The organism is Enterobacter hormaechei subsp. hoffmannii, from assembly GCF_001729745.1.
Lineage (GTDB): Bacteria > Pseudomonadota > Gammaproteobacteria > Enterobacterales > Enterobacteriaceae > Enterobacter > Enterobacter intestinihominis.
Map to the genome: position 1 here is coordinate 4,041,903 of NZ_CP017186.1, position 16,373 is coordinate 4,058,275.

The 16,373-nt window shown below is 56.0% G+C and carries 13 protein-coding genes; 5 read left to right on the top strand and 8 right to left on the bottom strand.

Annotated features, from left to right (window positions below; genetic code table 11):
• Window positions 1-84: 84 nt before the first annotated feature.
• From tldD to csrD, 8 genes are all read right to left on the bottom strand, one after another.
• On the bottom strand, window positions 85-1,530 hold the full coding sequence (tldD, locus tag BFV65_RS19030) for a metalloprotease TldD (RefSeq protein WP_022649562.1): 1,446 nt from the start codon (window positions 1,528-1,530) through the stop codon (window positions 85-87).
• Window positions 1,531-1,613: 83 nt separating this feature from the next.
• The gene (gene yhdP / locus BFV65_RS19035) at window positions 1,614-5,420 is read right to left on the bottom strand and encodes an AsmA2 domain-containing protein YhdP (RefSeq protein WP_069597001.1); all 3,807 of its coding nucleotides are present in this window, start codon (window positions 5,418-5,420) and stop codon (window positions 1,614-1,616) included.
• Window positions 5,421-5,462: 42 nt separating this feature from the next.
• Window positions 5,463-6,932 carry a ribonuclease G gene (gene rng, locus BFV65_RS19040; protein ID WP_003860405.1) on the bottom strand — a complete coding sequence of 490 codons (1,470 nt, stop codon included), beginning with the start codon at window positions 6,930-6,932 and terminating at the stop codon, window positions 5,463-5,465.
• Window positions 6,922-7,515, bottom strand: a complete 594-nt coding sequence (locus BFV65_RS19045; protein ID WP_003860403.1) for a Maf family protein — start codon at window positions 7,513-7,515, stop codon at window positions 6,922-6,924. Before BFV65_RS19045 ends, rng begins: the two co-directional genes overlap by 11 nt.
• Window positions 7,516-7,524: 9 nt before the next feature.
• A complete protein-coding gene (gene mreD / locus BFV65_RS19050; protein WP_003860402.1) occupies window positions 7,525-8,013 on the bottom strand; it encodes a rod shape-determining protein MreD in 489 nt (162 codons plus the stop codon).
• Window positions 8,013-9,029, bottom strand: coding sequence for a rod shape-determining protein MreC (mreC, locus tag BFV65_RS19055; RefSeq protein WP_003860400.1), 1,017 nt, complete (start codon window positions 9,027-9,029; stop codon window positions 8,013-8,015). Before mreC ends, mreD begins: the two co-directional genes overlap by 1 nt.
• Window positions 9,030-9,091: 62 nt before the next feature.
• Complete coding sequence (gene mreB, locus BFV65_RS19060) at window positions 9,092-10,135, bottom strand: rod shape-determining protein MreB (RefSeq protein WP_000913396.1); 1,044 nt, start codon at window positions 10,133-10,135, stop codon at window positions 9,092-9,094.
• Between the two features lie 282 nt (window positions 10,136-10,417).
• Complete coding sequence (gene csrD / locus BFV65_RS19065) at window positions 10,418-12,358, bottom strand: RNase E specificity factor CsrD (RefSeq protein WP_045622126.1); 1,941 nt, start codon at window positions 12,356-12,358, stop codon at window positions 10,418-10,420.
• Between the two features lie 183 nt (window positions 12,359-12,541).
• On the opposite strand from csrD, the gene acuI reads away from it, so the two are divergent.
• From acuI to accB, 5 genes are all read left to right on the top strand, one after another.
• The gene (gene acuI, locus BFV65_RS19070; protein ID WP_023298743.1) at window positions 12,542-13,516 is read left to right on the top strand and encodes an acrylyl-CoA reductase (NADPH); all 975 of its coding nucleotides are present in this window, start codon (window positions 12,542-12,544) and stop codon (window positions 13,514-13,516) included.
• Between the two features lie 77 nt (window positions 13,517-13,593).
• On the top strand, window positions 13,594-14,595 hold the full coding sequence (msrP, locus tag BFV65_RS19075; protein ID WP_032626457.1) for a protein-methionine-sulfoxide reductase catalytic subunit MsrP: 1,002 nt from the start codon (window positions 13,594-13,596) through the stop codon (window positions 14,593-14,595).
• The gene (gene msrQ / locus BFV65_RS19080; protein ID WP_022649567.1) at window positions 14,596-15,195 is read left to right on the top strand and encodes a protein-methionine-sulfoxide reductase heme-binding subunit MsrQ; all 600 of its coding nucleotides are present in this window, start codon (window positions 14,596-14,598) and stop codon (window positions 15,193-15,195) included.
• A 234-nt stretch (window positions 15,196-15,429) separates the two neighbouring features.
• Window positions 15,430-15,882 (top strand): type II 3-dehydroquinate dehydratase, encoded by a 453-nt coding sequence (gene aroQ, locus BFV65_RS19085; protein ID WP_022649568.1) that lies wholly within the window; start codon window positions 15,430-15,432, stop codon window positions 15,880-15,882.
• Between the two features lie 21 nt (window positions 15,883-15,903).
• Window positions 15,904-16,365 carry an acetyl-CoA carboxylase biotin carboxyl carrier protein gene (accB, locus tag BFV65_RS19090; protein ID WP_010436174.1) on the top strand — a complete coding sequence of 154 codons (462 nt, stop codon included), beginning with the start codon at window positions 15,904-15,906 and terminating at the stop codon, window positions 16,363-16,365.
• The last annotated feature ends 8 nt before the right edge of the window (window positions 16,366-16,373 follow it).

Sequence of the window (16,373 nt, forward strand, 5' to 3'; positions counted from 1 at the left end):
AAAGGTGCGAGGGAGAAAAGACGGCACGGAGCAGTCCCCTCTCCCCGTTGGGGAGAGGGTTAGGGTGAGGGGAAAATGAAAAAATTACGCCGTGCCGCCCACCGTCAGGTTATCGACCTTCAGGGTTGGCTGGCCCACGCCTACCGGCAGGCTCTGACCTTCTTTGCCGCAGACGCCCACGCCGTTATCCAGCTTCAGGTCGTTACCCACCATGGAGATCTGCTGCATTGCTTCAATCCCGGATCCGATCAGCGTCGCCCCTTTTACCGCTTTGGTCACTTTGCCCTTCTCAATCAGATACGCCTCTGAGGTAGAGAAGACAAATTTACCGGAGGTGATATCCACCTGGCCGCCGCCAAAGTTCGGCGCGAAGATCCCGTAATCAACGGATTCGATAATCTCCTGCGGCGTGGATTTACCCGGCAGCATGTAGGTGTTGGTCATGCGCGGCATCGGCAGGTGTGCGTAGGATTCGCGACGACCGTTACCCGTTGGCGCAACGCCCATCAGACGCGCGTTAAGCTTGTCCTGCATGTAACCTTTCAGTACGCCATTTTCGATCAGCACGTTGTACTGGCCCGGCGTGCCTTCATCGTCGATAGAAATCGAGCCGCGACGGTCGAGCATGGTGCCATCATCCACCACGGTACACAGCTCGGAGGAGACAAGCTGCCCCATCTGACCGCTGAATACGGACGTCCCGCGACGGTTGAAATCCCCCTCCAGGCCGTGACCGACCGCTTCGTGCAGCAGCACGCCAGGCCAGCCTGCGCCCAGAACCACCGGCAGCGTACCGGCAGGTGCCGCCACGGCAGACAGGTTGACCAGCGCCATGCGCACGGCTTCTTTTGCCCACGCATCCGCGCGCGCTTCGCCGTCAACGTCGCCGAGGAACCAGTCGTAGCCAAAACGACCGCCGCCACCGCTTGAGCCGCGCTCGCGCTTGCCGTCGTCTTCCACCTGCACGCTGATAGAGAGGCGCACAAGCGGACGCACGTCGGCGGCCAGCGTACCGTCCGTCGCCGCCACCAGAATCAGCTCATAGACCCCGCTCAGACTGGCAGAGACTTCCTGCACGCGTTTGTCCGCCGCGCGAGCCACTTTGTCCACGCGACGCAGGATGTCCAGCTTCTCTTCGCGGCTCATGCTTTGCAGTGGGTCGATGCTGGTATAAAGCGCAGCGTGCTGCACTTCACCCAAGGTTTTCACGCGACCGTCGCCGGTATCACGCACAATGGTTCGCGCCGCCTGCGCGCTCTGCTCCAGCGCGGCCAGGCTTATCTGGTCTGCATAAGCAAAACCGGTTTTTTCGCCGCTGACGGCGCGCACGCCGACGCCCTGGTCAATGTTATAAGAACCATCTTTAATGATGCTGTCTTCTAAAACCCAGGATTCGTGATAGCTCGACTGGAAATAGAGATCGCCGTAGTCGAGGCGGCGTTCGGTCAGTTGACCAAGAATGGAGAACAGGTCCTGATGGCTCAGGCCGTTCGCTGCGAGCAAATGTTCACTTACCAGGTTCAGACTCATCGTATTGCTACTCGTTCGTTGCCGCCAGTGGCGGTATAAAATCAATATTATTGAGAGTGAGGCAATTACCTGCCCACGTCAAATCATTGCTGTGCTTCTTTGCGCGGCTGGCGCAGCACTTCATTAATCTGCGGTTTATCGATTGGGCCCGTAATGCGGTAACGCAGAATCGAGACTTTGCTCCAGAGCGGCCCCAGCACTTTGCTGGCGGCAAATACCGCCGCGCCGATTATCGGATTGACCACAAAAGCGGTAGCAACACCCACTGTAGCGGAGATTTCCGGGGCAACAACCGCTTCCATATCCAGCTCCCGGCGCACGAGGTTCACTGATCCTTTCATGGCGATGTCCGCTTCCAGGCCGTCCAGCAGCGTATCATCGGTATGCATCACGCCGTCCTTGATCCAGGCCGTTCCGCGAATGGAGTCATAATAGAAACCGTCGTTGAAGGTATCGCTGAAATCGAAGCGCAGCTTGCGCAGCAGCGCGTCAAAGCTCAGCAGGCGCAGTATTTGCCCTGCATGACCGGTGCTAACATCGGCAATTTGTCCCTTACCAAAACGGGTTCTGAGGATACCGTTCAGCGAGGCAACGTCCGGCTGCCACGGTGCCGCGCGCCAGTGCAGATCGTAATTCACATCGAAGGACGATCCGCGAAGCGGCGTGCTGATCCCAAAGAAGTTAGCCGCGGAGTCCAGCTTGTTGCCTTTAATATCGCCCTTCAGCGAGGTGCGCTGTTCACCCGGTTTGTTCACCCACTCGCCAGCGGCGGTCATGCGGCCAAAGCCGGTATCCACCAGCCCACCAGAGAGGCTCAGCGTATTGCCCTGAATAGCAAAATCACCGTCGATACGGCCATATTTCTGTCCCCACAGCCAGCACTCCGCACAGCGCAGCTGGAGATCGGGCCAGTTGCTGAAATCCACGCGCGACGTTCCACTGCTGCTGAAAGGAGACGTACTTGTCGACTGTGTTTTAGACGCCGTAAAGGTCGGGTTGTAATAGAGATAACGGATAGCCGCCTGCCATGGCGCGTTATCGCGCATCGTCAACGAACCGTTAATTTCACGCCCCTGCGCCTCGACCTTTGAGCCGTTCACCGTCGGCCGGGAGACAATACTCAGGTTGTTCCACTGCTGCCCACCCAGCGTCAGCGCAGGCGTGCGCAAGGTAATGGACTGCGGGAACTGCGCCGTTTGATCGACGTTTTGCCCGACACCTTTCTGAAACAGTGCCAGCCACTCTGCGCCATCCATCGGCGGGAGATTCAGTTCAATGCCCGCCTGCTCCGGCAGCGGCGGCGTGGTACGGCTGTCCGTCGTCCAGATCGCCCTGTCCAGCGTCAGCTTGCGGTTAAGCAGCCAGCGGCTGTTGAAGTGGTTTGTTCCGCCAGCGTTTCCGGTTAAATCAAAGCTGTTAAGGTTGCCCGCAACCTTAACGTTGACGGGCAGTGCTTCACCGCTTTTCTTGTTCAGCGGTGCGGGAAGCTGGCTACTGAGGTTTTTTAGATCGCCCGTAATGTCGACGTTATAGCGCGCACCGGCATGATAAGGCAGGTCGATGGCGACCTTGCCATTCCATGACACCGCGCCGTCCACCGCATTCTCAATCGGCTTCGGCAGAACATCCATGCGTGACGGCTGCCAGTTCGCGTCCATATTGACCGCCACCTGGTAGGCTTTATCGCCCTCGGTGGTGGAGAAATCGATATTAACGGGTTGATTGAACCAGGTCGCTTTCAGCGGCTTACTTTTCAGATTGCCGTTAACAAAGCTGAACTGACCGCTAAGGTTTTTCAGCGTGCTGTCCAGCGGCTTGATATAGAGGCTGTTATTGTTCAGACGAACGTCGCCTTTGGCGGTGGTCATTTCACCGTCGAGCGGGATATCCAGATGTAAGCGAGCATTCACATCACCATCTAACTGCAACTGCTGGAGAGTGGCCGCCAGGGAGTCATCCAGCGGCGTATCTTCAAAATACGGGCCAACCGCTTTACCCGGCCCCTTAATATCCGCATCAATCAGCAGTTTCTCTTTGGAGTAATCCGGGATGTTTGCCGTCAGGTTGCTTGCCGTTACGCCGCCCAGCGCAACGCTGTCCGTCTTCATCCACAAGCCGTCATTCAGGAAGTTGAGTTCGATATTCAGATTCTTCAGCGCGGGCCAGTCCGGCTGGAAGGCATAGGTGGCGTTGCGTAGCGGCACCAGAACCTGGAACTGGCCTTCGTTATGCTTATACGGGAACAGGTGCGGATTGCCGCCGTAGACCAGCGTGGCGTTGTCCGCCTGACCGCCCTGAATGGCGCCGCTGAGATAGTCTACCAGCGCTTTCCCCATCAGGTTTTCCGGGAAGTAGCGCCACGCCTGCGAACCGTCATCTGTGCTGATGCCTGCCAGAATGCCCAGCCACGGCTCATCGCCTTCAGGCTGTAGATAACGGAAATTACCGCGGGCATGTACCGCTTTGGCTTTTACATCAATATCGCGACCATCGAGCTGAAAACCTTTGTCATTCTTCAGCCAGTTAAGAGTGGCGTTTCCCTTTTCGATCTCCAGTGGCGCACGGAAGACCGTTTCGTACGGCATTTTTGCTTCCTGCATTTCTGCCGTCAGCCTGCCGTTTTCCACGCTTCCTTCCAGTTTACCGCTGAAGTGCTCGGCACCCGGCAGCAGCTTCCACTGTTTCCATGCGAGATTTTTCCATGCCGCCTGAAAACGCGTCTTTTCCGTGGCCTGGAGCGGAATATCCAGCGCCAGCCGGTTTATCTGCCCGCTCGGTTGCGTCGCCAGCCAGATTTCGCCCAGCTCCGGGGAGAGTTTTGCGGCCATTGAACGCAACCCTTCGATCGCCGTCAGATCCAGGTTACTGGCACGGATACGCAGCTCATCGCTGCGTTTACCGTTTATCCCGCCGACGTCCTGCTCCGGCATCCACGCCAGCGTCAGTGCGCCGCGCGGCCAGGGTTTGTTATCCATGGAGATGCGCGTATCCGGAATAGCGAACTGCCAGCCGCCTTTATCCTGCGTCACGTGTGCGGTGAGGTTATCGACGGAAAGCTGATGCTGATGGTTTTCCCCCTTCCAGCTCGCGCCCCCCTGCTTAAGCCAGATATCCCCGCTGGCGAATGCCCCGTTCGTCAGGGTCATCCAGCCTTCCAGGCTGAAGCGCGCGGTTTCCAGCTGCATGTTCTGCTGTAGCCACTCACCCAGCCACGGCTTCACGTCCACGTCGTCCGCCTGTAGCCACACCCTGCCGTTGTTCAGCAGGCCATTGTCGTCGCGCAGATCCATCCGCACCTGCATAACGCCGTGCTGCCCGTTCAGGCTGGAGAGATTCACCTGCCCCTCGGCGCGGTGGCGATCTTTCCCGTTTAGCCAGGTCAGCTGTGGGATCGCCAGCTCAGCGCGCTGTCCGGAAAGGGTTATAAAGCTCACTTCGCTGTCGCGGAGATCGAAATGATCGAACTGACGCAGGAAGAGATCGCTGATACGGCTGGTTTCCAGCCCACGATCGCTGTCGCCGCTTTGCAGCGGCGTGTTGGTCATCAGCTGAAGTTGCCAGAAGGTGAGATCGCGAAACTGCCAGCGCAGATGCAGCAGGCTTTGCCAGACATCCAGCGCCAGGGTGACGCGTTTGATTTTAAGATGGCCGCCATCTTTCAGGCTGGCGCTGATATCCCGCGCATCAAGCGTCGGGCCAAAGTTCTGCCAGCTTGCCTCGATATGGCTCACGTCCACCGGCAGACCGGTGGCAGATTCGATTTTTGCCAGGATCTGCGGCCGCCAGCTGTCCAGATGCGGCAAGGCGAGACGCAGCCCGCTCACGAGCAACGCGACAATCACGACCAGCGTTGCCCCTGTAAGCAGTAAAATCCCCGGCAATCGCCTCACGCGTCTCTCCTTGTCAGCCTTAAATCTCGCAGCGAACTGCGTTTACATCATGACGACGTCAAACTGCTCCTGGTTATAGAGCGGCTCAATTTGCACTTTTACCTGTTTGCCGACAAAGATTTCCACTTCCGCCAGCGCGTGCGACTCTTCCCCTTTCAAGGCCTCTGCCACCGCAGGGGAAGCATAGACCAGAAAACGGTCTGAGTCGTAGGCATGATGGACACGGACAATCTCACGCATGATCTCGTAGCAGACCGTCTCCACCGTCTTTACCGTTCCGCGTCCATGGCAGGTTGGACACTCATTACACAGGACATGTTCCACGCTTTCGCGGGTCCGTTTCCGGGTCATTTCCACCAGACCGAGCTGCGAGAAGCCATTGATGCTGGTTTTCACGCGATCTTTACTCAGCGCCTGCTCCAGGGAGTGCAGCACGCGACGGCGGTGGTCTTCATTATTCATATCGATAAAGTCGATGATGATAATACCGCCCAGATTACGCAGGCGAAGCTGGCGTGCGATGGCCTGCGTCGCTTCTATATTGGTATTAAAGATGGTGTCATCGAGGTTGCGATGGCCGACAAACGCGCCGGTGTTGATGTCGACGGTGGTCATCGCTTCGGTTTGATCGATGATCAGATAGCCACCCGATTTCAGCTCAACCTTACGCTCCAGCGCACGCTGGATTTCGTTTTCAACGTCATAGAGATCAAATATCGGCTGGCGTCCGGTGTAATGCTCCAGCAGCCCCGGCATTTCCGGGATGTACTCGGCGGTGAACTCCAGTAAGGCTTCGTACGTCAGACGGGAGTCCACGCGGATTCGGTCGAGCTGCGCATCGGCGAAATCACGTAATACGCGCTGAGCGAGCGCCAGCTCACCGTACAGCCGGTAGCGGGTCTGGTTGCGTTTTTTACGCTCCATCACTTTGGTCCAGACGCGCTTCAGATAGGCCGCATCCGAGGCCAGGTCTTCTTCGCTGATCCCTTCCGCTGCGGTACGGATAATAAACCCGCCCTGCTCGTCGCAGTAGGCGCTGACCACCTTTTTCAGGCGTTCACGCTCGCTTTCGCTCTCAATACGCTGTGACACGCCGACGTGCGACGCCCCCGGCATAAAGACCAGATAACGTGAAGGAAGGGTGATGTCGGTGGTCAGACGCGCGCCTTTGGTGCCCAGCGGATCTTTTACCACCTGCACCATCAGATCCTGGCCCTGACGCACCAGCTCAGAGATGTCGCGCACGGCAAACTGCTTTTGCTCTTCGCCTGCCACGCATTCGGTATGCGGCATGATGTCGGAGGCGTGTAAAAACGCCGCTTTATCGAGCCCAATATCTACAAAAGCCGCCTGCATACCCGGCAGTACACGACTGACACGACCTTTGTAGATATTGCCTACGATTCCGCGCCGCGCTTCACGCTCAATATGAATTTCCTGAAGAATGCCACCATCAATGTAGGCCACACGGGTTTCCGATGGCGTTACGTTTACCAACAATTCAGCCGTCATAATTATCCCTTCCCTCACGCAGTGAGTTAAAATTGCTCAGCAACTCATACGTTTCCACCAGCGGTAAGCCGACTACGGCGTGATAGCTGCCATTTATCTTCCTGACAAAACAGCCACCCAACCCTTGAATACCGTATGCACCTGCTTTATCCATAGGTTCACCGCTGGCGATATAGCCGGCGATCTCCTCGTCGGTGAGGACTCTGAACGTCACTTCCGTTACCACAAGGCAATCCAGAACGTACTGGCTGTCTGCCAGCGCTACCGCCGTCATCACCTGATGGGTTTGTCCGGACATGTTACGCAGCATCCGCGCAGCATGGTCTGCGTCGCGGGGTTTCTCAAGCACCTCACCATTGAGGATGACGATGGTATCGGCCCCCAGCACCGGTAAGTCACGCGGCACGCATGCAACGCCCGCCTGCGCTTTTTCACGCGCCAGACGGGAGACATACTGCTGAGCGCTTTCGCCCTCAGCACGTTTTTCTTCGATACCGGTAACGATGCGTTCGAAGGATACACCCAACTGCGCGAGCAGTTCCTGGCGACGCGGAGAACCGGAGGCAAGATACAAAGACGTCATAGAAACCTTTTATTGCACGGCAAACTGCTGGCGAATTTTACGCATCAGCAGGAACAGCCACGGCCAGAGCACACCGTTTACTACACTACTCCAGAACACTTCCGGTCGGAAAGAGACGTTGATCACTAAAAACTCTGCCCAGAAAACAACGATATCCGCAGCGAGCGACAACAACATCACCACCAGCGCCTGTTGCCAGAGCGCAAGGTTACGAAAGAGCTGGAATTTGAGTGCAACGAGATACGCAATAATGCTCATGGATAAGGCGCGGACGCCAAGCGTAGAGCCACTGATAAGATCCAGTATGGCACCCATCACAAAACCTGTGCCGACATTTACGCGGTGCGGCAGGGCAAGGATCCAGTAGAGCAAAATGAGTAATACCCAGTTTGGCCGGAAAACAAGAATGTCGTCCGGCCAGGGCATAATTTGCAGCAACAATGCAACGAGGAATGAGAGCCAGATTACCCAGCGCCCCTGGCTACGATAACTGGCCACTACTGCCCTCCACCCGAGACTTGCGGCGGTGGCGGCGCATCCGGTAGCGGCTGCGTTAACCCCGTCGCCGGAGCCGGTACGGGCGCAGGTGGCCCCATTGCATCCGGCGCAGGCAGCACCTGCGGCATCATCTGCATCAGGCGCTCATTGGCCACGCGATGCACATCTTCCGGCGTCATCGGGTTAGCGCCGTTACGATCGGCGCCCCATAGCAGCAGCAGGTAGCGTAAACGCTGCAAGCCAGCCGTTGGACGCGCCTGGATCACGGTGTAGGCACGTTGAGTGTCGAGCTTCACGGAAGAGACAACCGCAACCGGGTAGCCTTCAGGGAAACGACCGCCCAGACCAGACGTCACCAGCACGTCACCCACGCGGATATCCGTGTTGGCGGGCAGGTGTTCCAGTTGCAGATCGTCGGTACAACCATTACCGGCGGCAATTACGCGAATATCGTTACGCAGCACCTGAATCGGCAGTGCATGGGTGGCATCGCAAATCAGCAGCACACGGCTGGTCAGTTTGGCAACCGCCACGACCTGGCCCACAACGCCTTTATCGCTGATGACAGGCTGACCTTCGTATACGCCGTTCACGCTGCCTTTATCAATCACCACCTGATCGCTGTATGGATCGTTTACGGTGGAGATCACCTGGGTGACCATTTTCTGTTCATCCTGGCGCAGCGGCGAGCCAAGCAGTTCCCGCAGACGCGCGTTTTCCTGCTTATATTGCCCCAGCATCAGTAGCTCGCTGTTTTTCAGCAGCAGTTCCTGGCGTAATGCACGGTTTTCGAGTTCGAGCTGGTCACGCGATGAAAGCGTTTGCGACACGGAGTCGAGCAGTTCACGGGGACCATTTGAAATAAAGTAGAAAGGACTGACGGCGGTATCCATGTACGTTCGGATCTGGCTGAACGTACCGAGGCGGCTATCGGCAATAATGACCCCGAGCGCCACCAGAACCGCCAGGATCAGGCGAAACTGTAGCGACGGGCCACGGCTAAAAATTGGCTTCATAGGCTATGCGTATTCTCGCGTCAGAGAGAAAGGGTAGCCATTTGCTACCCTCTCACACCCGACTACTCTTCGCTAAACAAGTCGCCGCCGTGCATGTCGATCATTTCCAGCGCCTTGCCACCACCACGGGCGACGCAAGTCAGTGGATCTTCTGCAACTACGACAGGAATACCTGTCTCTTCCATTAACAGGCGGTCGAGGTTACGCAGCAGCGCACCACCACCGGTCAGAACCATACCGCGCTCGGAGATATCGGAGGCCAGCTCTGGCGGGCACTGTTCCAGCGCAACCATCACCGCGCTCACGATGCCGGTCAGCGGCTCCTGCAACGCTTCCAGGATTTCGTTGGAGTTCAGGGTGAATCCGCGTGGCACGCCTTCTGCCAGGTTACGACCGCGAACTTCGATCTCGCGAACTTCATCACCCGGATAGGCAGAACCGATTTCATGCTTGATGCGCTCTGCGGTCGCTTCACCGATCAGAGAGCCGTAGTTACGGCGAACGTAATTGATGATGGCTTCGTCGAAACGGTCGCCGCCGATACGCACGGAAGAGGAGTACACCACGCCGTTCAGGGAGATAACGGCCACTTCAGTAGTACCGCCACCAATATCCACCACCATAGAACCGGTTGCTTCAGAAACCGGCAGACCCGCACCAATTGCCGCAGCCATCGGTTCTTCAATCAGGAACACTTCACGCGCACCGGCACCCTGAGCGGATTCACGGATTGCACGGCGTTCAACCTGGGTTGCGCCAACCGGCACACACACCAGTACGCGCGGGCTTGGGCGCATGAAGCTGTTGCTGTGAACCTGCTTGATGAAGTGCTGAAGCATTTTTTCGGTCACGAAGAAGTCAGCAATAACGCCATCTTTCATTGGGCGGATCGCGGCAATGTTGCCCGGCGTACGGCCCAGCATCTGCTTCGCATCATGGCCTACTGCGGCCACGCTTTTTGGCGAGCCAGCACGATCCTGACGAATGGCCACAACGGAAGGCTCATTCAATACGATGCCTTGTCCTTTTACATAGATAAGGGTATTCGCGGTACCCAGGTCAATGGACAGGTCATTGGAAAACATGCCACGAAATTTTTTCAACATACTAAGGGATAATCCTGAAAGCTGGGGCGGAAAACAAAATCCGCTTACTTTACCAACCACACGCAGCAGCGACAAGGCGCAAAAATCGTCTGCTACGGTGAAAATTAGTGCAGCACGTTTCCTTTGTTACAAATTCATCCCCTGAATCCCTCAGGGCTGAGTAAACAGCAGCGTCCCTCACTTTCACTTGTAACCTATAAAAGGTCGTTCACTGGCTTTTATGCTCGTCTTACTCAAAGCTACAGGCGCGATATTCTACGTGAAAACAAAGTAAACGGCAGGTCAAACAGAGTATCTTTGCAAATATTTTTTCACATTGGTGTCAAGCGGCTGAGAGGCGGCAAAAAAATCCCCCTGACCGCCCGTCACGCCGCGCTCTGTCAACATCTGCCATTCACTGCGTGAACGTACGCCTGCGGCAAATACTTGCGTTTGCGTTCCTTTGCACGCCTCCACCAGGCTTTGTACCAGCAGCTGGTTTTCCGTGCGCTTTTCGATATTCCTTACCAGACCCGGATGCAGCTTCAATAATTCGACATCCAGCTCTTTGATCCAGCTGGTGCTGACCAGGGTAAGACCCGCCTGTGTTACCGCCACGCGAGCCCCAAGCGCATTGATTAAACGCACAACCGAGCGCAACCGGCTGATGTGTTGACCTACATCTGCCTCTGCAAGTTCAAAAATAATGCGTTTGCGTTGCGATTTTTCGCATTGCATTAACGTGTCACGTAACCAACGCTGAAAACGCGGACGGATCAGCGATTCGACGGTCACCTGTAAAGCCAGATTTTCTTCAGGCCAGTACGATAAAAACGGAATGAGGCGGGTGATTTGCTGGCGGTCATACTCTTCGGACAATCCGAATTGCAGCACCATCGGCAAATACTCTGCGGAGATAACCTCCTCGGTCCCGTCAAAAATACGGCACATCAGCTCACGATGATGGACATGACCATTTTTTATGACCGCCGGTTTTTGATAGATGCGCGGTCCACCCCGGCTCAGCATCTGTTCAATCAGGGTTCGCCAGCGTACGTTGCCGCGCCCTTTTTCCGGTAGCGTATCATCATAGACCGCCCAGCCGTTCGCCCCCTGCAATACGGCGTTGCGCGTGGCCGCTTCTGCATGTTCCATCACCTGCTCCGTCGACTGACCGCCGCGCCAGGCACAGATGCCCATATGCACCATGTCGTCGCGGTCGAGCATTTTGCTCTGGGGTAGCGCATCGACGGCTTTCAACAGCTGGCTGGCGATACTCTCGGACTCCTTTAAGGTGCGATGCGGCAGCAAGACGGCAAAGTCGCTGCGGTGGTAGCGTGCCAGTAACGCGCCGGGGTAGCGCATAATAAAGGTGGACAGCAGGTTAATCAGCGTGAAGAGGTTCTCTTCCGCCACGCGCTGGCCCCAGGTATCACGGAGCAGATCGAAGTCGGGCAGGCGAATCATCATTACCACGCCATGCGTCCCCACCTTTTCGGGGTCATCAAGAAGCGTAGCCAGCTGATTATCAAAGAAGAGACGGTTGTTAAGGCCCGTTTTGTTATCCTGCGCGGCGTAGGAGCGAATCAACGTGTCCATACGGCTACGCTGATCGCTGGCAAACTGGATTTCGGAGAGCAGCACGTCCAGGGCGCTACTGGTACGTGATGGCCATTCATAAACCGATCCCCGTACCTGCGGACCCCGCTCGCCATTCAGTATTCGCACCGAGCGTGTTTCCAGCAGTTCCTGGCCGGAAAGTTGACGACGCTGCCAGCGAACGGCGAGGAAAATCAGCAGGACGATCAAGGCTACGGCGATGGTTAAGGGCGCGGTGGTCATGAGCGAGCGTAAATAGTTGCTCATCGGATCCTGGTACATCAGATGGATTGTCATACCCGGATGTTTAAGTGAGCGTACCGTTATGTCCCGATACTGATCTACCGTGCCGGCAGGACGGTAGCTGCCCTGACGGGTATGGCTGAAAACGGTCTGCTTCCCCTGTTTAATGTCGATCTGCACGATATCCACAGGCACCATTAACTCATCCAGTTCACGCGAAAGTGTCGGGAAGGAGGTTGTAATCAGGCGAGTGTCGATAACCGATGCAACCGATTCTACCCGGTTAACCAGCTTATCCTGGATGGCATTATAAAAGCTCAGCGAGCAGCCGATTAGCGTGACAAATATGGTCAGTCCCGTCAGCAAGGTGATAAAAGCTGAGAACTTCGTCGTTAATCGCATCCTTGAGATTACTCCGTGGGTTGAAGGGGTCGCAAGTGAGCGCTAACTTGCATTTCAAATGCGGCATACTACCAAACCTGGTGTATCTGGCAATTTATTGCGTTAAATCGGCACTGCGTTTCATTGAGCGAGTATAGTCTTCAGTACATATTTTCCCATCATCAATCCTAGTGAGGACCCTGTATGCAGGCTTTGATCTTAGAACAGCAGGACGGCAAAACCGTTGCCTCGGTGCAAGCCATTGACGAGAGCCGCCTGCCGGAGGGCGACGTGACCGTAGATATCGACTGGTCAAGCCTGAACTATAAAGATGCACTGGCCATTACGGGAAAAGGTAAAATCATCCGAAATTTCCCAATGGTGCCAGGCATCGACTTGGCTGGCCGCGTGCATACCAGTGAAGATCCGCGTTTTCACGCCGGACAGCAGGTGCTGCTCACCGGCTGGGGCGTAGGTGAAAACCACTGGGGAGGACTGGCAGCGCAGGCGCGCGTAAAAGGTGACTGGCTGGTCCCGATGCCGAAAGGCCTGGACGGCCGTAAGGCGATGATCGTCGGCACGGCAGGTTTCACCGCCATGCTCTGCGTGATGGCGCTGGAAGAGGCCGGGATCCGTCCTGACTCTGGCGAAATTGTCGTGACTGGCGCCAGCGGTGGCGTGGGCAGCACGGCCGTCACGCTGCTGCACAAGCTGGGGTACCAGGTCGCCGCCGTCTCTGGCCGCGAAAGTACGCATGATTATCTACGTCAGTTGGGCGCAAGCCGTATTCTGAGCCGCGACGAATTCGCCGAGACCCGTCCGCTGGAAAAACAGGTCTGGGCTGGCGCTGTAGATACCGTCGGCGACAAAGTGCTGGCGAAGGTACTGGCGCAAATGAATTACGGTGGCTGCGTGGCGGCCTGTGGTCTGGCGGGTGGTTTTGCCCTGCCGACGACGGTGATGCCATTTATTCTGCGTAACGTGCGTCTTCAGGGTGTCGATTCGGTCATGACCCCAGCCGAGCGGCGGGCTGAGGCCTGGGAACGTCTGGCGCGGGATCTGCCAGCCTCATTCTATGAGCAGAGCGCCACTGAGATCACCCTGAGCCAGGCGCCAGAGTACGCCAATAAAATCATGGACAACCAGTTCCACGGTCGTGCGCTGGTTAAAATCGCCTAATCTTCAAATTTTCGTGACATATTCGCGCTAACCCTCCTCCTCCTTCATGCTTAGAAAAACGCCTGACGGAGGATGCCATGAAAACCCGAAAACTGACGGAAGCCGACGTAACGTCCGAGTCTGTCTTTATGCTACAGCGTCGCCAGATCCTGAAAATGCTTGGCATCAGCGCCACTGCCCTGACGCTCACCCCTGCGGCCCACGCCGATCTGCTCGACTGGTTTAAGGGCAACGACCGCCCGAAAGCCCCCTCTGGCGCACCGCTTAACTTCACGAAACCGGCGCAGTGGCAGAATAAACTGACGTTGACGCCGGAAGATAAAGTCACCGGCTATAACAACTTCTATGAGTTTGGCCTCGATAAGGCCGATCCTGCCGCCAACGCCGGGAGCATGAAAACCGATCCCTGGACGCTGAAGATTGATGGCGAAGTGGCAAAGCCGCTGACGCTGGATCATCATGACCTCACCACCCGCTTCCCACTTGAAGAACGCATTTACCGTATGCGCTGTGTGGAAGCCTGGTCGATGGTGGTGCCGTGGGTAGGTTTCCCTTTGCATAAACTGCTGGCGCTGGTTGAGCCCACCAGCAACGCGAAGTATGTTTCCTTCCAGACGCGCTATGCCCCGGACGAGATGCCAGGCCAGAAGGATCGGTTTATCGGCGGCGGGCTGGAGTATCCCTACGTTGAAGGTTTACGTCTCGACGAAGCCATGCATCCGCTTACGCTGCTCACCGTCGGGGTTTACGGCAAAGCGCTGCCGCCGCAAAACGGGGCGCCCATTCGCCTGACCGTACCGTGGAAATACGGTTTCAAGGGCATCAAATCGATCGTCAGCATTAAGCTCACCCGTGAACGCCCACCCACCACCTGGAATCTCGCAGCGCCAGATGAGTATGGTTTTTTTGCCAACGTTAACCCGCACGTTGATCATCCACGCTGGTCGCAGGCGACGGAACGTTTTATCGGTTCCGGCGGCGCGCTGGATGTTAAACGCCAGCCAACGCTGCTGTTTAACGGCTATGCAGATGAGGTGGCATCCCTCTATCGTGGGCTGAATTTACGGGAGAACTTCTAAGTGCGTTTAACGGCAAAGCAGATAACCTGGCTGAAGGTACTCCTGCATTTAGCCGGATTGCTCCCCTTTATCTGGCTCTTTTGGGCAGCCAGCCAGGGACAGTTCAGTGCCGATCCGGCTAAAGATATTCAGCATTTTACGGGTCGGATGGCTCTGAAATTTTTGCTGGCGACCTTGCTCGTCTCACCGCTTGCGCGCTACGCTAAACAGCCATTGCTAATACGTACCCGTCGGCTTTTGGGGCTATGGTGTTTTGCCTGGGCGACGCTGCATCTCACCAGTTACGCCCTGCTGGAACTGGGCATTAACAACCTGGCACTCCTTGGCAGCGAACTGGTTACGCGTCCTTATCTGACGCTGGGTATCGTAAGCTGGCTGGTTTTACTGGCGCTGACACTGACATCCACGCAGTACGCGCAGCGAAAAATGGGACGGCGCTGGCAACTGCTGCACAACTTCGTCTATCTTGTCGCGATCCTCGCGCCCATCCATTACCTGTGGTCGGTGAAGATTTTATCTCCTCAGCCGGTCATCTACGCCCTGCTGGCATTGGCCCTTTTAGCATGGCGTTACAAGAAGTTCCGCCAGTGGGTACGATAGTCCACGAAACTGTGCGTTTTCCCGCAGATTATTTATCAGCCGCGAATCTTTTTCGGATAGCGGTTGATAATCTTCCCTGATAAGACCAGTATTTAGCTGCCAAATGCTACGAAATCGTTATAATGTGCGACTTCGGTTTTCCGGACAGGGGTTTTTGGCCTCTGAAAGGGTGACAATTGCGTGTTGACGGTATATGTTGTTTTTTACCCGAAAATCGCAGGAGATAGCGGCACAATGGCTGACAAATTCCAAATTTTAGTATTGAACGGACCGAACCTGAACATGCTCGGCACCCGTGAGCCAGAGAAGTACGGCACGCTGACATTGAGCGAAATTGTTAACCGTCTGGGTACGGAAGCAGCCTCGCTGAATGTGGATTTGGACCATTTTCAGTCAAACGCGGAGTACGCAATCATCGACCGTATTCATCAGGCTAAAGACACTGTGGACTATATCCTGATCAATCCGGCCGCGTTTACGCACACCAGTGTTGCTATACGCGACGCACTGCTCGCGGTGAGTATCCCGTTTATCGAGATCCATCTGAGTAACGTGCACGCCCGAGAGCCGTTCCGCCACCATTCCTACTTGTCAGATATCGCCGCTGGCGTGATATGTGGGCTGGGTGCAGACGGCTATTCATACGCTTTACAGACAGCGGTAAAACGCTTGTCACAATCACACTAAACAAGAGTACGGAACCCACTCATGGATATTCGTAAGATTAAAAAACTGATCGAGCTGGTTGAAGAATCAGGCATCTCCGAACTGGAAATTTCTGAAGGCGAAGAGTCTGTACGCATCAGCCGTGCAGCCCCAGCCGCTAGCTTCCCGGTAATGCAGCAAGCTTATGCTGCGCCAGTGCAGCAGCCTGCGCTCTCCGCAGCCGTTGCACCAGCAGCAGAAGCCGCACCTGCAGCAGCTGCAGAAATCAGTGGTCACATCGTACGTTCCCCAATGGTTGGTACTTTCTACCGCACCCCGAGCCCGGACGCGAAAGCGTTCATCGAAGTGGGTCAGAAAGTCAACGTAGGCGATACCCTGTGCATCGTTGAAGCCATGAAAATGATGAACCAGATCGAAGCAGACAAATCAGGTACTGTGAAAGCGATTCTGGTCGAAAGTGGTCAGCCGGTAGAATTTGACGAGCCGCTGGTCGTCATCGAGTAACGAGGCGA